The 23,802-nt window shown below is 71.3% G+C and carries 14 protein-coding genes; 8 read left to right on the top strand and 6 right to left on the bottom strand.

The window, feature by feature from the left end; translation table 11 throughout:
• Positions 1-64 precede the first annotated feature (64 nt).
• The gene (locus AB0O40_RS04670) at positions 65-769 is read right to left on the bottom strand and encodes a response regulator transcription factor (protein WP_365035591.1); all 705 of its coding nucleotides are present in this window, start codon (positions 767-769) and stop codon (positions 65-67) included.
• Positions 770-1,019: 250 nt separating this feature from the next.
• Here AB0O40_RS04670 and AB0O40_RS04665 point away from each other — a divergent pair, with 250 nt between their 5' ends.
• Both AB0O40_RS04665 and AB0O40_RS04660 read left to right on the top strand, forming a co-directional pair.
• The gene (locus AB0O40_RS04665) at positions 1,020-1,343 is read left to right on the top strand and encodes an STAS domain-containing protein (protein WP_365035589.1); all 324 of its coding nucleotides are present in this window, start codon (positions 1,020-1,022) and stop codon (positions 1,341-1,343) included.
• A gap of 273 nt (positions 1,344-1,616) precedes the next feature.
• The gene (locus AB0O40_RS04660) at positions 1,617-2,033 is read left to right on the top strand and encodes a pyridoxamine 5'-phosphate oxidase family protein (RefSeq protein WP_365035696.1); all 417 of its coding nucleotides are present in this window, start codon (positions 1,617-1,619) and stop codon (positions 2,031-2,033) included.
• A gap of 27 nt (positions 2,034-2,060) precedes the next feature.
• On the opposite strand, the gene AB0O40_RS04655 is transcribed toward AB0O40_RS04660, so the two are convergent.
• The gene (locus tag AB0O40_RS04655) at positions 2,061-3,812 is read right to left on the bottom strand and encodes a GAF domain-containing protein (protein ID WP_365035587.1); all 1,752 of its coding nucleotides are present in this window, start codon (positions 3,810-3,812) and stop codon (positions 2,061-2,063) included.
• Positions 3,813-4,019: 207 nt separating this feature from the next.
• Here AB0O40_RS04655 and sulP point away from each other — a divergent pair, with 207 nt between their 5' ends.
• Together sulP and AB0O40_RS04645 are read left to right on the top strand one after the other, a co-directional pair.
• Entirely contained in the window at positions 4,020-5,711 is a 1,692-nt protein-coding gene (gene sulP, locus AB0O40_RS04650) for a sulfate permease (RefSeq protein ID WP_365035585.1), read from the top strand.
• Between the two features lie 1,089 nt (positions 5,712-6,800).
• Positions 6,801-7,121, top strand: coding sequence for a hypothetical protein (locus AB0O40_RS04645; protein ID WP_365035583.1), 321 nt, complete (start codon positions 6,801-6,803; stop codon positions 7,119-7,121).
• Between the two features lie 1,254 nt (positions 7,122-8,375).
• Here AB0O40_RS04645 and AB0O40_RS04640 read toward each other — a convergent pair.
• Together AB0O40_RS04640 and AB0O40_RS04635 are read right to left on the bottom strand one after the other, a co-directional pair.
• The gene (locus AB0O40_RS04640; protein ID WP_365035581.1) at positions 8,376-14,468 is read right to left on the bottom strand and encodes a hypothetical protein; all 6,093 of its coding nucleotides are present in this window, start codon (positions 14,466-14,468) and stop codon (positions 8,376-8,378) included.
• 80 nt (positions 14,469-14,548) lie between these two features.
• Positions 14,549-16,834 (bottom strand): hypothetical protein, encoded by a 2,286-nt coding sequence (locus tag AB0O40_RS04635; RefSeq protein ID WP_365035579.1) that lies wholly within the window; start codon positions 16,832-16,834, stop codon positions 14,549-14,551.
• 255 nt (positions 16,835-17,089) lie between these two features.
• Here AB0O40_RS04635 and AB0O40_RS04630 point away from each other — a divergent pair, with 255 nt between their 5' ends.
• Both AB0O40_RS04630 and AB0O40_RS04625 read left to right on the top strand, forming a co-directional pair.
• Positions 17,090-17,896: a TIGR02452 family protein gene (locus AB0O40_RS04630; RefSeq protein WP_365035577.1), complete on the top strand. Its 807-nt coding sequence runs from the start codon at positions 17,090-17,092 to the stop codon at positions 17,894-17,896.
• A gap of 2 nt (positions 17,897-17,898) precedes the next feature.
• Positions 17,899-18,129, top strand: a complete 231-nt coding sequence (locus AB0O40_RS04625) for a hypothetical protein (protein WP_365035575.1) — start codon at positions 17,899-17,901, stop codon at positions 18,127-18,129.
• Positions 18,130-18,211: 82 nt separating this feature from the next.
• Here AB0O40_RS04625 and AB0O40_RS04620 read toward each other — a convergent pair whose 3' ends face one another.
• Together AB0O40_RS04620 and AB0O40_RS04615 are read right to left on the bottom strand one after the other, a co-directional pair.
• Positions 18,212-19,330 carry an acyl-CoA desaturase gene (locus AB0O40_RS04620; RefSeq protein ID WP_365035573.1) on the bottom strand — a complete coding sequence of 373 codons (1,119 nt, stop codon included), beginning with the start codon at positions 19,328-19,330 and terminating at the stop codon, positions 18,212-18,214.
• A 7-nt stretch (positions 19,331-19,337) separates the two neighbouring features.
• Positions 19,338-20,393 (bottom strand): ferredoxin reductase, encoded by a 1,056-nt coding sequence (locus AB0O40_RS04615; RefSeq protein WP_365035572.1) that lies wholly within the window; start codon positions 20,391-20,393, stop codon positions 19,338-19,340.
• Positions 20,394-20,492: 99 nt separating this feature from the next.
• On the opposite strand from AB0O40_RS04615, the gene AB0O40_RS04610 reads away from it, so the two are divergent.
• Both AB0O40_RS04610 and ligA read left to right on the top strand, forming a co-directional pair.
• Positions 20,493-21,632, top strand: a complete 1,140-nt coding sequence (locus AB0O40_RS04610) for a helix-turn-helix domain-containing protein (protein ID WP_365035570.1) — start codon at positions 20,493-20,495, stop codon at positions 21,630-21,632.
• A 103-nt stretch (positions 21,633-21,735) separates the two neighbouring features.
• Positions 21,736-23,799 carry an NAD-dependent DNA ligase LigA gene (ligA, locus tag AB0O40_RS04605; protein ID WP_365035694.1) on the top strand — a complete coding sequence of 688 codons (2,064 nt, stop codon included), beginning with the start codon at positions 21,736-21,738 and terminating at the stop codon, positions 23,797-23,799.
• Positions 23,800-23,802: the final 3 nt, after the last annotated feature.

The raw sequence follows: 23,802 nt of genomic DNA, 5'->3' as shown, positions 1-23,802 counted from the left end.
GATCGTGCACGGTCCGCCCCCGGCGCCGCCCGCTGCGAAGGACAGTCGGGCGGCCGGGGGCCGCTCAGGCCGGGGACCCGGGGTGCCTGCTGGGCGGCACCAGCGTGTGGCTGGCGATCACCGCGGCCTGCACCCGCCGCTCGACGCCCAACTTGGTGAACAGGCGCGAGACGATGTTCTTGACCGTCTTCTCGGCGAGGAACAGCCGCTTGCCGATCTCCCGGTTCGTGAGCCCCTCGCTCACCAGAACCAGGATCTCCTTCTCCCGGTCGGTGAAGCCGGGAAGCCCCGGCACCTGCTCCTGCGCGGGAACGTCGCCCCGCATCCGGGCCATCACCCGGGCGGTGGCCCCCGGATCCAGCATCGACTTGCCGGACGCAACGGTCCGTACCGCCGTCACCAGGTCCGTCCCGTTGATCTGCTTGAGGACGTAACCGGACGCGCCGGCCATGATGGCGTCGAGCAGCGCCTCCTCGTCGTCGAACGAGGTGAGCATGAGACAGGCCAGTTCGGGCATGCGCGAGCGCAGCTCCCGGCACACCGAGACCCCGTCCCCGTCCTGGAGCCGGACGTCGAGCACCGCCACCCGCGGGCGCAGCGCCGGCACCCGGACCAGGGCCTGCTCGGCGGTGGCCGCCTCGCCCACCACGCTGATCCCGGGCTCCGCGTCGAGCAGGTCGAACACGCCCCGCCGGACGACCTCGTGGTCGTCGAGGAGGAAGACGCTGATGGGCTCCTCCGCCGGGAGGGTCGCACCGGTGTCGGTCATCTCGGACTCCTTGGTCGGGGCGCGGGCGCGGGCGCGTTGACGCCCTGGCATCCTGCCCGGCCGCAGGGACCAACGGACAGGGCCGATCGGCCCTCTTCCTGCCCGCTCCCCGACGGATGGTCGGGACCTTCGGCCCTCTGCTGGGGGCCAGCGGACCTTTCTGGTCACCCCCCGGGACTGGTGGTGTGGGAGGTGCCAGGTCACGGCCCGGGTGGCCGCGGCCCCGGCAGGCATCGAGAAACGAGGACGCATGGGCAAGACGATGATTGCGCTCAGGACGGTCACGTGGGACGACCAGGGCCCCGAAGTGGCGGTGGTGGGAGAACTCGACGTCCACACCGTGGCCGCGATCGAGCAGCGGCTGAACCGGGTCGCGGACAGGGGCGCGGACCTCGTCCTGGACCTGTCCGGCCTGGCCTTCTGCGACAGCTCCGGTATCTCCCTGTTCCTGCGGCTCAACCGCCGGTGCGCCCGGTCGGGCGCCCGGCTGCTGCTCGACCGGGTGCCTCCGCTGCTGGCCAAGTCCATGCGGGTACTGGGTGCCGACCGGGAGCTGTGCTGCCGGTGGGGGTGACGGCAGGGGCGGCATGGTGCCGTCGGACCCGGTGCGGAACGTCGCCACCACGTGGCAGGCGGACTGCCGTCGTGCGGGAAGCGGACGACGGCGTCAGGAGTCGGGAGTCAGGACCGTTCGGCCCTGGTGCGAACACCTGTCCCAGGGCGAGGCTGCCTGGAGGAGCGCCAGACTGAGAACCTCCGGACCGGGATGCGGATCATGGAATACGCCAAGGAACGTCGCACCACCTGCCTCGCGAGCGAGGGCGGCCCCGCCGCCGCGCCCCGGCACATGAGGCCGCTCGAGCGGTCCGAGGCCCTGCGGCTGCTGGGTTCCGTCTCGCTGGGCCGCGTCGTGTTCACCCGGTACGCGCTTCCCGCCGTCCGCCCGGTCAACCACGTGCTGGACGGCGAGGACATCCTGGTGCGGGTGCACGACGGCGGAGCGCTGGCGGCGCTGGCCGCGCCCGCCGGCACCCCGGGCGTGGTCGTCGCCTACGAGGCCGACGAGATAGACCCGGTCACCCACCTGGGCTGGAGCGTGGTGGTGACCGGTTACGCACGGTCCGTCGACGATGCGGACGACCTCGTGCCCGCGCCTGTCGAGCACCTCCCGGTCCCGTGGGTCGGGCTGGACGCACCACACCTGGTCCGCATCCGGCCCGACCTGGTCACCGGCTTCCTGCTGGAAGGGGACGCCGACGCGTAGGTCCGCCGGCGACGCCTCCACCACGACTCAGGAAGCGGGGGTGGGCTCGGTGGCTGCCACTTGTTCGTGGCCGGGCCGGAGCGGTGCACGCCAGGTGATCCTGCTGCCCCCCTCGGCCGGTGATTCCGTACGGAAGCTGCCCCCGACCCGACCGGCCCGCTCGGCCAGGTTCGCGAGACCGGAACGCCGGCCCTGCTCCGGGATCCCCACGCCGTCGTCCGACACCACGAGGACCACCTCTCCGGCAACGGCCTCCAGGGACACCGCGACCCTGGTCGCCCGGGCGTGCCGGGCCACGTTGCTCAGCAGCTCGTTCAGTGCCGCCACGACGTGGTCGGCGACGTCGGGCGGTACGTCGGTGTCCAGCAGCCCCGCCATGCTCAGCCGCGGGGGGTGACCCAGCACCGTAGCGGCCGCCCCGACGGCCTGGGCCGCGCGCGCCCGCAGGCCGGTGTCCGCATCGCGGTCCTTGGTCCGCAGCCCGAAGATGGTCGACCTGATGATTTTGATGGTCTCGTCCAGGTCGTCCACCGCGCGGGCCACCCGCTGGGCGGCGTCCTCGTGCTGTACCAGACGGGTCGCGCTCTGCAGCGTCATGCCCGTGGCGAAGAGCCGCTGGATGGCCAGGTCGTGCAGGTCCCTCGCGATCCGGTCCCGCTCCTCCAGCAGGGCGATCTGCTCCGCGTCCCGCCGCCGGTCCGCCAACTCCAGCGCCAGGGAGGCCTGTCCGGCGAATGCCAGCAGTGGCTCCAACTCCCCGTCGGAGAAGAGCGGTTCTCCGGTGCCGCGGGCCAGGAACAGCACACCGCGCCCGCCACCGCCCTCGGTGCCCAACGGCACCGCCACGGCCGGCCCCAGGCCGCCCGACTGCCGACCGTCGGCGGGGTACCGCGCGTCGGAGCCCGCCTTCGGTACGGCGACCGGGGCGCCCGAGGCGTGTGCGGCCCCGGCCAGCGTCTCCGCGGCCGGCAGCAGCAGCCCCTCCCGTCCGGCGGTCCCGACGCCGGTGGCGACCTCTATGAGGAGCCCGTCGACCCCGGGCAGGGCGGTGGCGATCTCCGCGACGGCCGATCCCGTGATGTCCCGGGCCCGGTCCGCGATGAGCCTCAGCACCTCGGACCGCGCACTGCCCGACAGGAGGCTCCGGGTGATCTCGGCGTTCGCCCGCAGCCACCGCTGCTGCCGCTGGGAGCCCTCGTACAGCCGGGCGTTGTCGATGGCGACGCCTGCGGCGACGGACAGGGTCGCGATCACCGACTCGTCCTCGGTGTCGAACTCCAGCCCGCCCCGCTTGTCGGTCAGGTAGAGGTTGCCGAAGACCTCCTCGCGCACCCGCACCGGCACTCCGAGGAACGTGCGCATCGGCGGGTGGTGCGCGGGGAACCCGTGCGAGGCGGCGTGACTGCCGAGGTCTTCCAGCCGCAGCGGCTCCGGGTGCCGGATCACCTCGCCGAGCAGGCCGTGGCCGGCCGGCAGGGGCCCGATCCGGGAGATCTCCTCGTCCGTCAGGCCCACCGTCAGGAACTGCGAGAGCGTCCTGCCGTCCGGGCCGATCACGCCCAGCGCGGCGTACTCGGCGTCCACCAGCAGGGCCCCGGCCTCCACGATGCGGCGCAGTACGTGGGAGAGTTCGAGCTCCCGCCCCACCGAGACGACCGCCTCCAGCAGGCTGTGCACCCGGTCCCGGGTGCCGCGCGCCGCGTCGATCCGCGCCTGGAGTTCGTCGAGCAGCTCGTCCAGCCGCATCCGCGGCATGTGCGACAAGGGTTCCCCCACCATGGTCGTACCGACTCCCCTCCCGCTCACGGACCTGAAGGGTATCGCCGCCGCGGGATGCGCGGAGGGCAATGCTCCGCCCTGCTCGACGCCGCACCGCGACGCCTGTCCGGGGCAATGGCACCGACCGGAGAGTTCCAGTGGGTCCCGAACGCCCCGCGCCCTGGCACGATGGCCGGAACGCAGGCGATCGGCGGCCACGGAGGTGCCATGCCCAAGCGCGGTCGGGTCCTCGCCACGCCCCACCTGTTCCAGGGCTACCGCACGCGATGGCTACGCGGTGACGTGCTGGCCGGCATCACCGTCGCCGCGTACCTGGTCCCCCAGGTGATGGCGTACGCGGGCGTGGCCGGGCTGCCGCCGGTGGCCGGGCTGTGGGCGGCACTGCCGGCCATGGTCCTGTACGCCCTGTGCGGTTCGTCCCGGCTGCTGTCCGTCGGCCCCGAGTCCACGACCGCCCTGATGACCGCCGTCGCCGTCGGCCCGCTGGCCGGCGGCGACCCGGCGCGCTACGCCGCCCTCTCAGCGGCCCTGGCCGTCGTCGTGGGCCTCTTCTGCCTGGTCGCGTGGGCCGTCCGGCTCGGCTTCCTGGCCGACCTCCTCTCCCGGCCCGTCCTGGTGGGCTACCTGGCCGGGGTGGCCTGCATCATGGTCGTGGACCAGCTGCCCCGCCTCACCGGCATCAGCAGGCACGGTTCGGACTTCTTCCCCGAACTCCTCGGATTCCTCCGCCACGTCAAGGACATCCACTGGCCCACGGCCGCCCTGGCCGCCGGCTGCCTCGTGCTGCTCTTCGTACTGCCGCTGCTGTCGCGGGCCCTGCCCGGGCCCCTCGTGGTCCTGGTCCTCGCCACCGCTGCGGTCGCGGCCCTCTCCCTCGACGAGGGCCACGGCATCGCCGTCATCGGAGCCGTACCGACCGGTCTGCCCGGCTTCGTGCTGCCACGCCCGGCGGACTGCGTCCAACTGGTCCTGCCGGCCCTCGGAGTCCTCCTCGTCGGCTACTCCGACGTGGTCCTCACCGCGCGGGCCTTCGCCCATCACGACGATCCCCATCCGCTGGAGGCCAACCGGGAGCTGCTGGCCCTCGGCACCGCCAACCTCGGCGCGGGCCTCCTGCACGGCTTCCCCGTCAGCAGCAGCGCCAGCCGTACCGCCCTCGCGGACGCCGCGGGGGCCCGCACCCAGGCCTACTCACTGACCGGCGCAGTCGGCGTGGCCGCCGTCCTGCTCTTCCTCGGGCCCCTCCTCGCCCACACCCCGGCCGCCGCGCTCGGCGCCATCGTGGTCTACGCCGCCGCCCGCCTTATCGAGGTGGGCGAGTTCCGGCGGCTCGCCGCCTTCCGCCGCCGCGAACTCCTGCTGGCCGTGGGCTGCACGGTGGGCGTGCTCGCCCTCGGCATCCTGTACGGCGTCCTGGTGGCGGTGGCACTCTCCGTGGCCGAGCTCCTCAGCCGCGTCGCCCGCCCCCACGACGCGGTCCTCGGCATCGTCCCCGGCCTGGCCGGCATGCACGACGTCGACGACTACCCCACCGCCCGCACCATCCCCGGCCTGCTCGTCTACCGCTACGACTCACCCCTGTTCTTCGCCAACGCCGAGGACTTCCACCGCCGCGCCCTGGCCGCGGTGACCTCCCAGTCCGAGCCGGTCCACTGGTTCGTCCTCAACGCCGAGGCCAACGTCGAGGTGGACATCACCGCACTCGACGCCGTGGACGCCCTGCGCGCCGAACTCGCCGACCGCGAGATCGTCTTCGCCCTCGCCCGCGTCAAACACGACCTCCGCAAACCCCTCGACGCCTACGGCCTCACGACGACGATCGGCGAGGACCGCATCTACCCCACCCTCCCCACCGCCGTCGCCGCCTACCGCGCGTGGGAACGGATGCGCCGCCCCTGACGCCCGAGCGGAATTCGCGAAGTCGCACCGTCGTCAACGGCTCCTGTCAAGATCGAAGCGGCAGTCCATCGTGGTCATGTGGCGACCGGAGGTCAGCACGCCCAACCGGTACGTGCGACTCTGGTCAGCACTCCTCTGCGACGGTGCTGGTTCGGTGCTGACTCTTGCCGTCCGATCGGCGGGAAGGCGCAGGTCCTAGCGTCGATCGGATGAGTTGTCGTACCACTCGACGGTGGTCCCTATGAGGCTCACCCCGACAATGCGGGCGAGGGCTCTGGGGGGCGTGGGTAAGGGTGTTGCGGCGGCCATGGGTCACCACTTCCGGGTGGGCGGGGGACGGGGGTCGTGTCGCCACACCATAGGAAGGGCCGAGTCGGCGGCGTATGTGATGGACCACCACAGTTGGGGGTACGGGCATCCTCGCCATCACCACACTGGCGCCCGTCCCGGCGGCGCTCGGGCACCGAGCGAGGCCGCGAAGGATGTGTCAGATATGCCCCGTGCGGCATGGCTTGTCGCCTGGGCCCTTCATCGCATTCTTGGCTGCGGGGCACGGGGAGCACCCGCTTGATGCCGCCCACGTCACAGGTTCTCAGGGCCAGCAGGTTGCAGACACCCTTACAGGCCTCCCCAGCCGGGCGACTCCCTTCGGCGATTGCGTAGACGGGCTTGAACCGAGCCGCACCCTGGGACACCCGGATGCCCCCTGCTCAAAGCTGCGCCCCGGGATGCACAAAGGGCAAGTCTTCACTGACGCACAGACATTGCGCGGCCAACTTGTAGCACCCAAGCACTAGTTGCGGTCGCCCTGGCCATCCGTCCAGGCCAGAAGCAGCCCTGGCCTAGACCTAGACGTAAAATCCAGTTAAAGTCTGCGCCGATCATGACCATTGCAAGAGACGCCTACATCTCGGCACGTCCGGGATCCGTATACGCAGAATTCGACGTGCCGAAATCATCGCTAATTCCCGGCGGCAGGCCGGGGGACTTCAAGATGTCGGATTCTGACACCATCTTTGCTCGTCTAGCACAGAAGAAGGGGAACCCTGTTCCTCAGCTTCCCGAGGCGAAGAACATCAAGCTGGGAGGATGGGGATGTTCCTAGGCGCTGCGCTGCTGGAGCGGGCCCAGGAGTGGATTCGGCAGGAAATCCACAAGGCGGAGGCTCTGCGGGATGCTTCAACGATTGAGACATCCCCTGATGAGAGTGAGCTGACGTCGGTTAGCTGGATCCTTGATGGCGGCAACTTCATGGCCCAGGTCGTGTTGTGGGATACAGGGGAGTTCGAGGTAGATCTAGTGAATGCGGAGACGGGTCAAGTTCGGACGCGGAGCGGCCGACTGGAGTCGCCCAGTGAACTCGAATCCTGTCTTGCGACCGCCCGCGATTGGGTTCTCCAGGATCTTTGAGGATTTTCTAGGTAGCCTGCGTTCGCAAATATGAAGCCCCACCAGGCACTGCCTGGCGGGGCTTCAGCGCGCCGTGACGGCAGTAGTTGACGGAAACGTCAGCGGACGGGGGTCGCGCAGAGCCGCGGTTCCTTGCTGTCGTCGGACCGCTTTCCGGTGTCGGCGGGAGTGCGGAGCGAGTGGCCGAGGAGGCAGATGGCATCCCGTTGGAGGCGGAGCCGGACGTGGCGTAGACGGTGGCGGTGACGCCGATGGAGGATCGCGGTTGAGTGGCGGAGGCCGTGGAACCGGATGCGGCGGAGTCTGGCCTGGTGGAGCAGGGTGTTGAAGTGCCGGGTGAGGGTGGACCCTTCGATCGGAGCGCCGTCGGGGCGGGCGAAAACGTAGCCGCTGCCCTCCCGGCCCGCCCCCACCGCCTCACATTCCTTAAGTTGTCGGTCGTGCTGGTCGAGGGAGCACTGGCACGGTGCTGGCAGGACGATGCGACGCTCCGAGGTCTTGGTCTTCGTCGGGAGGGCGATCAGGCCGCCGGAAGTGGTGCGCTGGAGAGAGCGTCTGATATTGACGGTTCCGCCGGCCAGGTAGAGGTCTGCCAGCGCAGGCCGAGGAGTTCACCCTTGCGGAGCCGAGTGTGCAGAGCCAGTTCTAGCAGCGACTGCAACCGGTGCCCGCTGGTGGCGGCAGGAACTTGCGGGCTTCGTCGGCGCTGAGGGGTTCGAACCGGCGGGGTGCGCCGCGTCGTTCGCGATGCGCACGGCATCGTCGGGCCGACAGGCAATTGTGGTCGACGGAGGAGGCTCCCGCTACCGCCCGAGACCGACGCTGAGGGCCCGCCAGCGCTCGCTCCGGCTCCCGCCCCCCGAGAGAGAGAACATCACCCTCCGGTTCCGGTACTGGTTCCGTGCTGGCTCGGACCCCCGACAGAGCCCGTACTCGCAGGTCCTAGCGTCGGATGAGTGAGTGGTCGTACCACTCGACGGTGGTACCGGCGAGAGTCGCCGCCCGGAGGACGTGCACCTCACCATGCCGCCTGCCGAACGTGCCTGAAAGGGACTCAGCCGGCCCCGAATCCAGCGCCGCCGACAATGCCTGCCGTGGTGCATTACGACGCCACGGTGCTGCCTCGCCCGACTGGGCGCTGCCCTTGCGACCTCGGCCGCCGTGGTCGGCCATTCCCGAGCCCGCCTGCGCTGCCTCCCGGGTGGGAAGGCGGCGCAGGCGGGCTGGGGGCGTAGGCGGCGTCGCCACGACGGGTCAGGAAGGTGTGACGCGGTTCCAGCAGGAGAGCAGAACGGGTTCGGGGCGGTGGAGGCCGTCCGGGTCCACGTCGAACACCTGAAGCGCTCTCAGAGTGCGGACCATATCGGCCGCACTGACCGTCGCATCGTAACGTCCGCTCTCCACTGCGGCCTCGAGGTCCTCGAAGGGTAGGCCCTCTTCCGTCATGAGTTCCACGATCACCGCGAACGCCGACCACAGGGGCGCCTTCGGTACCAGTCCCACCTGAGCCAGGAAGGCCCGCGCGCCCTCAGAGTCGTCCAGCCGTTCCCGCAGCGAGCGGAGGGCGTTGCCCTCGGAGACGCCCCTGGCCAGTTGTTCTGCGAGATCGTCGACGAGCAGGGGCCATCCCCCCGTGGTCGCTCCCAGCTGGGTGAGGGCCGACTCCGAGGTGAAGGCGCTCTTCTGGTCCAGCGCCCAGGTGCGCAGCCCGTGGCGGGTATAGCGCCGGAGGGTGACAATGTTCAACTCGCGTCGTTGCTGGTCGGACAGCAGATCCCCCCATAGCCGGATCTGTTCGAGCCCGACCACCACCACAGCGGATCGCGTGATGCCCGGGCCCGTGGGGAGCCAGGTTGCCGCCATGTCCAGCGAGTCGAGGCAGGTCTGTTCGCCGGGGGATTTCACGGTCAGGTCGGAAAGGACAAGGCGGCTCGTGCCCGCCGCTCCGCCGACGAGCTCGCGCTCGAAGTCGGCGCGCCGGTTGATGACGGGCATCTTCCAGCCCGTCGCCTCCGCGACCTCGCGCAGTCCCGAACCGACGCGGTTGATCCCCGTGGCGGGTGACCCGATGACCACGCGGGCGAGGTTCCGGCGGCCGCCTTCGCTGCCCACGACCTGCCGGCCCGGCAGAAGGTCCGCGATCTGCGCCGCGGTGAGCGGGCAGTGCGCGTGCGAATGGGCGGACCGGTGCCGGGTCTCCATGGCCGTGAGCCGCTCGGTGACCTCCCGGCTTGATGTGTTCTGCAACTGCGCGTCGACGTCCTCCAGCGTGCCGATCATGCTCAGGGCGTTCGCGCTGCGCAGGTGCCAGCCGCGGTACTCGGGATCGGGGGCAAGCACCCCGAGTCCCTCCATCTCGGTGAGATAGGCGCGGAACTGGTCCGGGTCCAGGTCCCGGAACCCTTCTGCCCACCAGTACGTGCACTCGTCCCGCAGCTCCGCGTGGGTCATCCTGGCATCGATCCCTTGGTGGTGGGCGTGGTGCGCCACGACGTTGGCGATCATGTTGTATCGGGAGTCGAGCCGCAGGGTGTCGTGGAAGGCTGCCGTGATGCTGCGCTGCAGGTCCTTGTCCGACTGGACCCGCTCCACGTCCGCGCGGGTGATCGAGTACAGCGGGCCGCGGCCCCTCTCCCGCCCTGTGTGCATGGTCTGCACGAGCCGGTGCGCGAACATCTGCAGGAGGAACGGCTGGTAGGAGCAGTGTCCTAGGATCCGGTGGACGAGCGGCGGTTCGTCGAACCTGTAGCCCAGCGCCGCCAGCGGCTTCAGCAGCAGGTTGGCCGCGTCCTGGGGTTGCAGCGGGCCGATGACCGTCGGGTGTTGCGAGAGGTGGCTGAACGGGTTGTTCACCGCGAGGGTCGCGTACCGCTGCACCGAGTGCAGTCCGGCGAACACGATCTTGACGCTGTCGTTCGTCTCCGAGCTGAGGTCCCGCAGGCGACGGGTCTCGGTGAACCTCGGTGAATCCGACTCGAAGAAGCCGTCCGCCTCGTCCAGCATGATGAGCATCCGTCGGCTGCTGTCGTGCTTCAGCCATGCCCGGATTCCGGCCACGACGGCGTCCGCCGTCAGGACTGCGTCGGGCCTGACCCGCTTCGCCAGGATCAGCGCGTCCTCCTCCAGCAGCCGACGCCCGATGATGTTCCAGACAGCGGAGGCCTGCGCGCTGGTGCCGTTGTACGTGGAGTCGAGGCTCAGCGCCAAGCTCACGTGCGCGGCGGGCGCCTGGGCGGTGAAGTTCCTGCCCGCCTCCTTCAGCAGGGCGGATTTGCCGAGACCCCTGCCGCCGAAGACGACCTGGTTCCCCGCCGGATCCTGGACCGAGCCGAGCTCGTCCAGCCGGCCGAAGAACATCTCCTGCGCGACCCGGCCGCGCTTCTCGCTGACGTAGGGGTTCACCGCCGAGAAAGGCAGGAGTACCTGCATGGCGCGGTCCAGCAGCTGGTTGCCGCGTGCCGCGATGTGGGCCAGTGCCGCGTCGTCGAGCACGACCATCGGCCGGCGGCCGACGCTCAGCACCGCCAGCGCCGTCCGGTCCTGTGCCGAGAGGGTTCCGAAGTAGGCGACCAACAGGCTGTCCTGGCTCGGGTCCTGCTGGACGCGGGCCATCAGCGCCTCGGGCTTCGGCTGACCCCAGGCGAGCATCACCCGGAGCCGGCCTCGCAGGGCCGAACCGAAGGCCGGCACGAGCGCGTTGCCCGTGTACCCCACCTCGACGAGGTCAAGGAACCGGTGGTCAGGTGTGGTGCTCCGCTGCCGGTCCCGCTGCGGCCTGCGCAGACTACGGTAGCCGATCAGCCGCAGGGCGGGCATGAGCAGGTTCTCCTCGCTCAGTCCCTCCAGCCTCCGCCCTCCCCGGCGGCTGGCCATCTCATGCCAGCCAGCCAGGCCCTGGGCCGCCTGCTCTGTGAACTCCTCCGACATCGTGGAAAAGTCGAGGGCGTCGAGGTCGAGGAAGCGCCTGCGCTCCTGCACCGCCTGGATGAGTTCCGCTGTGATGCCGTGAGGCAGTGCGTCCGGCACAGCGGGGAAGAAGGCGTCCAGCGGATGGTCGGCCTGGCGTGTGTCGGGGATACTCTCGCCGTTGGAGAGGTGGGAGATCAGCTCCTCCGCCGTCAGCAGGTCGCCGTCGTCGAGGATAGGCGTGACCCTGGCGACGTTCTCAGGCTTGAGGTCGGGAATCTCCATGAGCCGGGTCCGCAAGGTGGCCACCGCCTTCGCGTGGGCCCGCTCCAGTTCCTCCGACAGAGCGGCCAGTCGCCGGCGCACCGAGGAGAGGTCGGACGCCGGGGTGATGACGGAGGCCTTGAGCCGGTGCTCGAAGTCGCGCTCCTCCTCTTCCTTGAACACGCCGTTGACCCGGGTGCGTCGCAGCGCGTCCTCCAGCTCCCGCCGCTTCACCTCAAGCTCGGTGACCGTACGCCTGGCGGCCTCGTCCACCTCCACCTGCACGGACTCGGCGATCGGTTTGCCATCGCCATCGAGACGGGGCAGGTGGCCCCGCTCGGAGAGCTCGATCAGGTGGGTAGCGACGTCGAACCGTTCAGCGGTGGCGTGACCGCTGACGGCCTCCTCCCATGTCCTGCCCGCAGCGCTCGCGATGGTGGCGGACGTGAGGCGGGGCGGGACCACGTGCCCGGTCGTCGCGTCCACCCGCACGCCCGCCATCTTCAGCAGGTCGGCGCCGAGCACGGTCTCGGCCGGCGGCTCCGTGGGGTCGAGCCGGGCGTCACCGGCGAGGAGCTCGCACGTCAGGCGGAGGGAATCGGCAGCCGAGCGCATGGCAGTGGCGGTGTACGGGTCGTCGGTGAGGGCCTGTTCCGCCAGGTCCGAGAGCACGCTGTGCCGGAGCGCCAGTACGTTGGTACGCATTTCCTGGACCTGATCGATGCTCCAGTCCTGCGTACCCGCGTTGAGGGCACGGGCGGCGGTGACCCATTTCTCTACCCACCGCAGACGCTCGCGCACCAGCCGCAGCAGATTCTGTCGGGCGGGGCCTTCCAGAGGGCTCCTGCTGGACTTCATCATCCGGCGGTCGATCTCGTTGAGCTCGTCCTGGAGCGTTGAGTCGACGCTCAGCTCCCGTACACGCTCGGAGATCTCGTCGAGAACGGCCCTGTCGTCTTCTGCGGCGCTCCGCAGCAGCCGGCCGACGAGCCCCTCCGGGGCGAGCCAGATACGGGTGATTTCGGTCGCGCGGTTGAACCGGATGCGGGGTATCTGGTCAAGGCCCTGACGGCACTCCTCGCGGGCCTCCCGCATGGTCTTCTCGAGTTCGGCAGCGCCCTGGGCCACGGCGAGCGGCGGCGAGTGGAGCAGCGTCGACCGCAGCGCGCGGAGCGCGACCTCGCCTGCGATGGAAGCGAGGCTCGGCGGCAGGCCCGACGCCACCCGCTCCAACGGGGCGCTGGTCTCGGGGTCGCCCGTGATCAGGACGGTCCGCAGCAGGGCGGCGGTGACGAGGGCGGCGTCCGGCCGGCTGCCCACCAGCTCATCGAGATCCATCTCGGCGAGTTCGGCCCGGACGTGGGAGGCGCACTCGCCGCTGGCCGATCGCAGCGCTTCGGCGTACGCGGAGATCCGCAGGGTGGAGACACGACAGCGGGATTCGCCGTTCTGCTCGGCGAGCGCCGCAGCCGTGCCGAAGCGCCGGGCTTCCAGCAGGGGCGCGAGTTCAGCGGCCCGCCGCGCACCGGCCATTGCCGGCACGTCGCAGGAGTCCGCGGTGGACGCCGGGGTGGCATCCGGCTCGCCGGTCGGCTGCGGTGGCACGTACGGGGATACGGCTCCGGCGGTCGAAGCGGGCGCCGCCGGCGCCGGCACTGGCGGCCGCGCCCGCTCGGAGGGGCTCACAGCCGGGGAAGCGGCCAGTGTGGGACCGCCACGCCGGGTCTCCGCCTCCGGGGCCGGAGACCCGGCGATGACGGGCGTCGGGTCCGGCACCGATGTCTGTGCGGGTACCGATGCCGGTTTGACGGGCACGGCCTGGGCGGCCTTCAGGCCCGGGGACGCGGGGTCGGTGACCGGTTCCGCGTCCCCGGGGAGGCGCTCCTCAGTGTCACTTGAGGGTTCCCGCCCGCTGGTGAGCGCCAGGCCGGCGTGTTGCGCGGCCAGCATCACCAGTGTGGGGGTGGGTCCCTTGGCCGACATCGCTCCGAGCAGTTCGAGGATCTCCGCAGGCCGGTCTTGGCTGCCCTGCGCGAGTTCCACCATCTTGAGGAGTATGTCGAGAGCTTCAGCATCGGCATGGTCCTGTTTGTCCCAGACCTCCTGGGCCCGGAGCGCCTCCGCCCTCTCCTGTGCCCCGAGCAGCGCATCGGCCGGCAGCGCCGAGCCACTGCTGCGGGTCAGGCAGGACATGAGCCGCAGTCTCGTACGGACTTGTCCCATGCCCATCGCTTCGATCGCGTGGGCGGTCCGCTCCCGCAGGCCGGGGAGGTCGATTCGTTCGGGGACCGGGCCATGCGGGCGCAGTGCGGTCAGGAGTTCGTCGAAGGACAGTGCCACCTCGCGCAGCGCGTCGAGGTCCGCGTCGTCCGGCCTGGCCTGTTCTGCCAGGGCCCCGGCGACGCGCCGCACGGACGCGGTCGCGGCCTCAAGGGCCCGCTCGATCCGCTCCACGCGGGCGGCGAGCAGATCGTCTTCCGGCGTTGCGTCCGGGGCGGGCGCATCGTCAGACGGGGAGGGTAAGGCTGCTGCCTCGTTCAATCCCATGTCTGCCTCGTCTCCTTCCTCGAGTTCACGCCGGGGCTGCTGGAGCACATCCATCAGGCGCTCGACTGATTCGCGTACGGCTGCGATGTCCATCGGAGACGACTCGTCGGTCATCCAGGGCTGGTCCAGGGCCCAGAGCCACACCGGCGCGTCCTCCGTGCTGACGCGCAGGAGCGACCACGCGGCGAGGCGCAGCAGCGCGGGGCTCCAACGCCGGGTGAGGGGCTCCGACGACCCGACGGCCGTCAGTAGGTCCTGGAGGAGCGGCTGGGTGAGGTGGGCAGCCGCGTGACGTGCCTTGGCGGAGTCGGGGTCGCGCGCCATCCGAGCCAGGACGTCCCGACACAAGGCGGGGCTCACCCTGGTGCCAGCAATGGAGATGCGCAGGGTGCCGAGCAGGTGACGGCGCCATTGCACCGACATCGAGTTCAAGGCGTGTTCCACGTCCGCCTGCTGGAGCAGTTTCACGGCGGAGCCAATGGGTGAGGGCAGTGAGTTGAGTGCTTGCGCCTGGGCCTCCAGGGCATCGACGAGGACGGGTGCCAGCACGGCGTTGGGTCCTTCGCCCACGGTGAAGGGTGTTTCGGGTTCTTCGCACAGCTGGCCACGCCGCCGGCGGGGTGAGGTCACGCGGTCTCCTGCGAACTGGTTGGTACTGGTGGTTCATGTTCCGTGCCGAGGCTCCCCGGTCCCGCTGGGCGCGGATCAGGTCAGATACCTCGGCGGTGCGGTCGTACGTAGGTGTAGCCCGGGGGCAGCTCGGGCGAGCCGGCCAGGCCGAATGTCAGGAAGTCCTGCCGGAACAAGCGTCGTTGTTCTTCGCTCGCTTCGTAGCCCAAATGGCCTATGAAGCGGAGGAATCCCGGAACATGGTGGCCATTGACAGGCCTGCAGGCGCCCACGGGGTCGTCCGAGGGAGCGGAGCCCCGCGGTCTGCCCTCGACCACCAGGGGGGTGTAGCAGACCAGTTCCAGGGTGGTCTCGCGGGGCCTCGGCGGGTAGTGGTCGCGAGCGTCGGGACCTCGGCTGCCCCGGGTGAGGGTGAGCCGGGCCGAGGCGAGCAGCTCTCGGAGGGCGGCTTCCAGCCGGGGTGCGGCTGGGTGGCGGGGTACGTCCGCCATGACGAGGCGCACCGCGGTGTGGAGGCGGTCGCGGGCGAGCAAGGCGCGGCCGTAGGCGTCGAGCAGGCCCAGACGCCGGACGGCCGTCATGACGAGCGCTTCGGTGCCGTGCCCGGGTCCCCGGCCCGGTGGGTCCCCGCCGCCGTCCCGGGTGCGGACGCGTCGGTCGTAGCGGTGCGCCACGGGCTCGCCATCGATCGTCTGGGGGTGGGGCAGCCGCACGGTGCGGGCCTGGATGACCCGGCCGGCACGTTGCCAGGTCAGGAAGAGCAAGATTCCGGGGAAGAATTTGTCGGGCCACTCGAGGCCCGCCAGAGCGCCCTCCCCGTCGCACTCTGCGTTCTGGGCGGCCTGGTGGGGCGGCAGGTCCGCCCCACCATGGATGAGCAGGAGCCGTACGCGGTTCGCCACGTCCTCCTCGGCGGTCGAGCGGCCGGAAGCGAGGCCGTCCAGGACTTCGAGGGGCAGCGGAAGTCGGCCGTTCGACAGGTCATGGGCCCTCAGGGGCTGTGTCCACTCGACGCGGTCCGGCCGGGCCGGTCCTCGCACGGCTTCGCCCAGACCGCGGTCGTCCGGCCACCACTGACCCTCGTCAGACGTGGCCGAGTACTCAGCCGCACCGCTGGTGCCCGCTTGCGTAGCGGGCGCGGACGGCTCGGTGCCAGCGCAGGCCGGAGTGTCACCGGCCCGGTACTCGGCACGCCATAGGCCACCGCTCTGCCAGCGGTCTTCCTGGGCCAGGTGCACGCCGTTCGGCAGGAGGCCCGTCTCCTCGTCGGTCTCGCCGCGTACGTAGTCCGCCAGCAGGACGTTGGCGTGGCTGACGGCCAGGGGGTACGCCGTGCCCCGCAAAGACCCGAAGGCCTGCGGCAGCGCCCGGAGCGCGTGGCCGAGGGCCGTGTGGACCGCGCTCGGCCGTGCCGCGGCTCGGCGGCGGCCGATCGGCGCGGCCGACCGCCCGACCGACTGGGCCAGCGCTTCCAGTGCGTCGCGCCCCAGCGGTCCACGGTCAGCGAGGCGGGCGGCCATGGACGTTCGAGTGAAGGCGTAGTCGCCCCACATCCGAAGCTCCGGCGAAGATGCCAGGGCCTGTCGGACCACGGACATCAGCCGGAGCAGAGCGGCTTCCATCTCCGACGGGGAACTGGCAGGCGGCAGCATCAGCGGCAGTGGCATGGGAGCGAGGGAGCTCGTGAGCAGGCTCCGTCCGCGTGTCATCAGGTAGCGGACGTAGTACGCCGTGTCGTCCAGGTCGGCTTCGGACCCCGGGTACCGGGATTCGACGAGCAGGTGCCCGAACGTGTCCGTTGTCCCGCGGCGGCTCAGTCTGTTCAACCGGTCGGTGGTGGCGGCGAGGCTCTGACCGAACGCCTCGGTGTCGAAGACCATCCGCTCGTGCAGAGTCGACGCGTCGGCCGGCTCGTGCTCTCCCGGCCCTTGCGCGCCCGCAGGAGCGCCGGAAAGCCAAGCGGGAGTGTCTCCTGTGCTCCCGACGGCCGGGTGGGCGCCTTCCTTGTACACGACCTCCGCCGGTAAAAGGTCGCCCCCGGTACGGATGTTGACCATTGCTCCGACGGGCAGGGCCTCGGCCCGGTCCCCAAGGGCGACGTACGGGAAGTCGCCCACGTCAAGCGGCCCTCCGGCGTAGCCGCCGGCCTCGGTGTCGAACCCGAAGTAGACCGCGTTGAATGCGACCGCGGTGTGCACGGGTGCGGTCCGGCACGAGACGAACGCGCAGACGTACTGGCGGAGGTGCTCGAAGTCCGGGTGGGTCCGCACGTCCGACGTGCGGATCAGATCGGGGTTGAGCAGAGGGGGGTCCACGTACGGCCGCCAGACCCGATCGGAGGTACCGGTGTCATTCGTCAGTCGCATATGTGGCCCATGGTGGCGCGACGCGGTGAGAAAGTGAAGGGTTATGGCCGATCCAGCCAAACTACAGCTATTACCGGCTACTTCGGGCGGGGCGGGCGAGATGCGGAATGCGCGGCGCCGGTCGGCTGACGTTCCGTCACCCGGAGCCGCAGGTGAGCCCGTCGTCGTGGCAGATGTCATTGAGCCGGCCGCCGGCACGGCGGGTCGTGCATAAATAGTCACACTGACAATAAATACTCGCTACCATCGCCAGCCATGAGCAACCGTCTGAGCAATCTCGCCACCGAGAACGAGCGCATCGCGACCGCCGGCAGCTACACCACCGCCGCCGGCGCCCGGGTCTCGATAGCGCCGGCGCTCGCCGCCGCCCGGGCCGGCACCGTCTCGCACTCCCCCGACTTCGCCCCCGCGGGCACCGGTCCGTTCGCCGGTGCGGCCGAGGTGACCGACGAGGACAGCATGCGTGCCGCGCGCCGCCTCACCGACGGAGGCGTCGCGCACCTCGCCGTCCTCAACTTCGCCTCGGCCCGCAACCCCGGCGGCGGGTACCTGCGCGGGGCCAAGGCCCAGGAGGAGGACCTCTGCCGCACCGCCCTGCTGTACCCGTGCCTGCTCGAGGCCCCCGACTACTACGCGGCCCACCGGGCGTCCGCCGACCTCGCGTACAGCCACCGGGTGATCTTCTCCCCGCACGTACCGGTGATCCGCGACGGCGCCCGCGCCCTGCTCGACCAGCCGTACCGGGTCTCCTTCCTTACCTCCCCCGCCCCCAACGCCGGCCAGCTGGCGCTGCGTTCACCGGGCGAGACGGTCGACGTCCGGGACACCCTCACCGAGCGCGCCCGTCGCGTCCTGGGCGCGGCCGCCCACCACGGGGTCCGCGAACTCGTCCTCGGCGCCTGGGGCTGCGGCGTGTTCCGCAACGACCCGGCCGAGGTCGCCGACGCCTTCGCCGAAGCCCTCCACACCCACGGCGCCCCCTTCACCCGCATCACCTTCGCCGTCTGGGACCGCGCGGCAGACTCCCCCAACCGCACGGCCTTCCGCGCGAGGTTCAAGTGAAATTGGGGGACTTCGAGGTCGAAGTCATCGATTTCAGTGATGTGGCGGCCGAGGAGCGGGTGATCGAATTCCGCTACCTGCCCGCCGGAACCGCCTTCGTCGCGGTGGTTGTTCCGGACGGAGGCGACTGGTCCCGAGCGATGGTGAGCGTCGATCCCGAGGCCGGCGACGTGGCTGCCGTCCTCATGAGCAGCCTGCTGGAGGTCGCGCGGAGCATGGTCGAAGGAAGGTAGGTGCTCGGCACGGCCCCGTCTCCGGTTCCCGGTCCGCGCCGGTGTCTTGTCGGGGGGCGTGCCTCTACTCCAGGCCCCGGGATCAGACCGAGACCAGTTCTCGTTCGCGGTCCGGGGTGGGGAGGGGGGTCTTCCTGTTCGGGAGGGAGAGGCGGAGGACTCGGTGCCAGGCGGAGTAGACCTGCTTGGGGAGGGGGCCGGTGACGTAGTCCAGTTCGTACTTCTCGAAGAGGGCGCGGACCTTCACCGCGACCTCGGCGTAGCGGTTGCTCGGCAGGTCCGGGAAGAGGTGGTGCTCGATCTGGTGCGACAGGTTGCCGGTCATGAAGTGCATGGCCTTGCTGCCGCTGATGTTCGCCGAGCCCATCATCTGGCGCAGGTACCACTGGCCGCGGGTCTCGCCGTCGATCGACCGGCGCTCGAAGACCTGTACGCCCTCGGGGAAGTGGCCGCACATGATGACCGAGTGGGACCAGATGTTGCGGACCAGGTTCGCGGTGAACGTGGCGGCGAGCGTGGTCAGGAAGGACGGGCCCGACAGGAGCGGGTGGATCACGTAGTCCTTGAGGACCTGCTTGCGGATCTTGCGGCCCACCGCCCGGGCCCGCGCGCGGAACTCCGGGTTCTTGCGGCGGTCCTTGGCCAGGTTCCGGCCGAGCTCCAGGTCGTAGGCGGCGATGCCGTACTCGAAGAAACAGGCGTTGAGGAAGTTCCACAGCGGCTGGCCGAGGTGGACCGGGTGCCACTTCTGGTCCTCGTCCACGCGCATGATGCCGTAGCCGAGGTCGTTGTCCTTGCCGAGCACGTTGGTGTACGTGTGGTGCAGCTCGTTGTGCGAGTGCTTCCACTGGTCGGCCGGCGAGACGTGGTCCCAGTCCCAGGTGGTGGAGTGGATCTTCGGGTCCCGCATCCAGTCCCACTGGCCGTGCAGGATGTTGTGGCCGATCTCCATGTTGTCCATGATCTTCGCCACCGACAGGCCGGCGGTGCCGATCAGCCAGGCGGGCGGGAAGAACGAGAAGAGCAGGACGCCCCGGCTGGCCAGCTCGAGGGTGCGCTGCGCCGTGATGACCTTGCGGATGTAGGCGGCGTCCTTCTCTCCGCGGCTCGCGATGACCTCGTCGCGGATCGCGTCCAGCTCGCGGCCGAGCTCCTCGATCTGCTCCGCGGTGAGGTGGGCGGTGGGGTCGATGGCGGTCACGGTGCTCCTACCGTTCGAGGTCGCAGGGGCCCGCCGCGGCGGACACGCAGGTCTGGATGAGGACGCCGGTGCCGGCCTCGGTGATCTCGCCGGTGCGCAGGTCGCGGACGGCGCCCGAGGTGAGCGGCGTGACGCAGCCGAAGCAGATGCCCATCCGGCAGCCGGACGGCATGAGCACGCCGGCCTCCTCGCCGACGTCCAGCAGCGGCGTGGCGCCGTCCGCGTCGACCGTCTTGCCGGTGGTGGCGAAGGTGACCTCGCCGCCGTCGCCGGTGACGACGGCGGTGGGGCGGAAGCGTTCGGTGTGCAGGCGCTCCGGGACGCCGTGCATCGACCAGTGGTCCTCGGCGGTGTCGAGCAGGCCGGCGGGGCCGCACGCCCAGGTCTCGCGCTCGGCCCAGTCGGGGACGAGCTCGCCGAGGCGGCCGACGTCGAGCAGCCCGTCGGTGTCGGTGTGCAGCTCGGTGAGGCGCAGCGTGGTGTTCGCGACCAGGTCGTGCAGCTCGTCGCGGAAGATCACGTCCTGCGGGCGCGGCGCGGAGTGGACCATGACGACGTCGTCGAACCGGTGCTCGCGCAGCATGCCCATCACCGGGGTGATGCCGCTGCCGGCCGTCAGGTACAGCACCTTGGCGGGGGTGGCCGGCGGCAGGACGAAGTCACCGGTGGCCTGGTCGAGCCGGATCAGCGTGCCCGGACGCACCCGGCGGACGAGGTGGTTGCTGACCTTGCCGTCCGGGATGGCCTTCACGGTGATCGCGATCCGGCCGTCGCGGCGGTCGGTCGGCGAGGTGACCGAGTAGGCGCGCCACAGGCGCACGCCGTCGACGTCCACCCCGATCCGCACGTACTGGCCGGCCCTGTGGCCGCGCCAGCCCCGGCCGGGCCTGATCACGATGGTCGCGGCGTCGGCCGTCTCGGGGAGCACCGCCTCGATGCGCCCCCGCAGGTCGGCGCCCGCACGCAGCGGGCTGACCAGGTCGAGGTAGTCCGACGGCAGCACCGGCGTCGTGACCATCTCGAGCAGTTTCCACGCCCTGCTACGGAGGGCTGTACTCGTCATGACCCCAGCTTGATGCGCTTCAGGGGGTAAAGTCCTGTCCTCAAGACGTGAATCTGATCGGTCGAATTGTTCGCAGGGAACAAAAGCAGGGACCAAAAAGTGAGCCATGCAGTCCGGAAGGCCAGCGAACTGGTCCTCGATGACGCGACGGTCACCGCGCTGCGGGCCGTCCTGAGGACCACCGCGGACGAGGTCGTCCAGGCGATCATCGACGAGGTCCCGCCCTATGCCAACGCCCTCTCGGGCCGCATGGGTGCCACCATCCGCCGGGCCGTCCGCACCGCCCTGGGCCTCTACCTCGACCTCGCGAGCGGGAACGCCACGGGCGTGGACACCGGTGCCGCGGCCTACGAGCTGGGCCGCGGCGAGGTCCGCGACGGCCGCTCGATGGACGCCCTGCTCAGCGCCTACCGGGTCGGCGCCCGGGTGGCCTGGCGGGGCCTGGCCGCAGGGGCCGTACCCGCGGGGCTGCCCGCCGCCCAGGTGGCCAAGTTCGCCGAGCTGACCTTCGCCTACATCGACGAGCTCTCCGCCGCGAGCGCGGCGGGGCACGCCGACGAGCTGGCGGCGCGGGGCCGGGCCCACGAGCGCCACCTGGAGCAGCTGGCCCGCGACCTGCTCGCCGGCGCCAGCCCGGACCTGCTCCTGGCCGCCGCCGGGCGGGCGGGGTGGCCGCCGCCGGTCTCGCTGACGGCGGTGCTGCTGCCCGCCGCCCAGGCCCGGCCGGCCTATCGCACGCTCGACCCGGGCACCCTGGTCCTCGACGACCTGGCGGACGCCTCCGGCGTACTCCTCGTGCCGGACGCCGACCGGGCGCACCTCCTGCGGCAGCTGCCCGAGGAGACGGCCGTGGTGGGCCCGGCCCGGCCGTGGACGCGCGCGTCCGCCTCGTACGCCCGGGCGGTCCGTGCGCGCTCCCTCGGCTGCGGCATCCGGGACACCGAGGACCACCTGCCGGAGCTGGTGCTGAGCGCGGACGCGGACGCGTTCGCCGACCTGCGGGCCCGGGCCCTCGCACCGCTGCGGAGCGTGCCGGCCGCGACCGCGCGGCGGCTCGAGGAGACCCTGCGGGCGTGGCTGCTGCACCAGGGCCGGCGGGACGAGGTGGCGGCGGCGCTGTTCGTCCACCCCCAGACCGTCCGGTACCGCATGTCGCAGCTGCGGGAGCTGTTCCCCGACCTGGCCTCGCCGCAGCGGGTCCTCGAGCTGACCCTGGCGGTCGGCCTCCGGGCGGGGTGACGCGGATCCCGCGGGTCCCGACGCGTGCCGCCGTCCCGTGCACGCGGACCTCGCCGGCCGACCCGGACGTCGGCGGCCGGCGTTGTCAGTGCCGGGCGTGATGATGACCTTCATGACCGAAAACAGCACCTCCCTGTCCTCGCCGGCCGCCTACGCGGAGGCCGTGACCACCGCCCTGGCGGCGGCGGCCGCGTACTACGGCGACGGGACCACCCCGCTCGGTGACGACGAGTACGACGCGCTGCTGCGCGCCGTCGCGGCGTACGAGGAGGCCCACCCCGAGGAGGTGCTGGCCGAGTCGCCGACCGGCAAGGTGGCGGGCGGGGCCGTGCAGGGCGACGTCCCGCACTCGGTCCCGATGCTCTCCCTGGACAACGTCTTCGACGCCGACGGGCTCGCCGAGTGGGCCGCCGGGCTGGAGCGACGCCTGGGGCGCCCGGTGGCCGGCTGGTGCGTGGAGCCGAAGCTCGACGGTCTCGCGGTGGCCGCCCGGTACCGCGAGGGCCGGCTCGTACAGGTCCTCACCCGCGGCGACGGCCTGGCCGGCGAGGACATCACGCACGCCGCCGAGGCCGTCCTCGGGCTGCCGCGGGTGCTCACCGAGCCGATCGACGTCGAGCTGCGCGGGGAGGTGCTGCTGACGACCGCGCAGTTCGAGGAGGCCAACCGGATCCGGCTCGCCCACGAGGCGCCGCCCTTCGCGCACCCGCGCAGCGGCGCGGCCGGCACCCTGCGGGCCAAGGACCGGCCGTACCGCATCGAGTTGACCTTCTTCGCCTACAGCGCGATCGGCCTGGACGACCTCGGCCACCTCGCGCTGCTGGAGACCCTGGCCGCCCTCGGCGCCAACACGGCCGCCAGTACGGCCGCGGCCCCGGCGCGGTACGAGACCGTCGAGCAGGTGCAGGAGCGCATCGACGTGATCGCCGGGCTGCGGGCCGCCCTGCCGTTCGGCATCGACGGTGTCGTGGTGAAGGCCGACGCGGTCGGGGACCAGCGGCAGGCGGGCACCGGCTCGCGCGCCCCGAGATGGGCGGTGGCCCGCAAACTGGCCGCCGAGCACAAGGTCACCCGCCTGCTGGCGGTGGAGTGGAACGTCGGCCGCACCGGCATCATCGCCCCGCGCGCCGTCCTGGAGCCCGTGGTCATCGACGGGGTGACGGTCACCTACGCCACGCTCCACAACCCGGCCGACATCACCCGTCGCGGGCTGATGGTCGGCGACCAGGTCTTCGTGTACCGGGCCGGTGACGTGATCCCCCGGGTGGAGGCCCCGCTGGCCGACCGGCGGACCGGGGCCGAGAGCCCGATCGAGTTCCCTGCGGCGTGTCCCCGCTGCGGCGACGAGATCGACACCTCCGAGCAGCGGTGGCGGTGCGTGCGCGGCCGGAACTGCCAGGCCGTGGCCTCCGTGATCTACGCGGCCGGCCGGGACCAGCTCGACATCGAAGGCCTCGGCGGCACGCGCGCCGTCCAGCTGGTGGAGAGCGGCCTGGTCAAGGACATCGCCGACCTGTTCACGCTGACCCGCGAGCAGTTGCTCGGCCTGGAGCGGATGGGCGACACCAGCACCGACAACCTGCTGGCCGCCATCGAGACCGCCCGCGGGGCCGCGTTGAACCGCGTGTTCTGCGCGCTCGGCGTCCGCGGCACCGGACGCACCATGTCGCGCCGGATCGCCGCGCACTTCGGCTCGATGTCCGCGATCCGGGCCGCCGACGCCGACACCCTGGCCGGGGTCGCCGGCATCGGCACCGAGAAGGCCCGCGTCATCGCGGCCGAACTCGCCGAGCTGGCCCCGCTCCTCGAACGGCTCCAGGCCCAGGGCGTGGGCGTACAGGTCACCGAGCCGGCCGCGCCGGCCGGCCCGGCCGCCGGGGCGGACGACTCCGAGGCCCCGGCCGCCGAGGGCCCGCTGGCCGGTCAGGCCGTCGTGGTGACCGGCTCCATGACCGGGCCCCTCGCGGCCCTGTCCCGCAACGAGATGAACGAACTGATCGAGCGGGCCGGCGGCAAGGCCTCCTCCTCGATCTCCAAGCGCACCACCCTCGTGGTGGCGGGCGAGAAGGCCGGCTCCAAGCGCGCCAAGGCCGAGGAACTGGCCATCCGCATCGTCACCCCCGAGGAGTTCGCCACCCTGGTCGCCTCGCTCCTGCCGCCGGCGTAGCGC

It is taken from the genome of Streptomyces sp. NPDC089919 (assembly GCF_040684615.1).
Taxonomy (GTDB): Bacteria; Actinomycetota; Actinomycetes; order Streptomycetales; family Streptomycetaceae; genus Streptomyces.
Note: the sequence above shows the minus strand (reverse complement) of the source record. Positions and strands in the feature narration are given on the sequence as shown.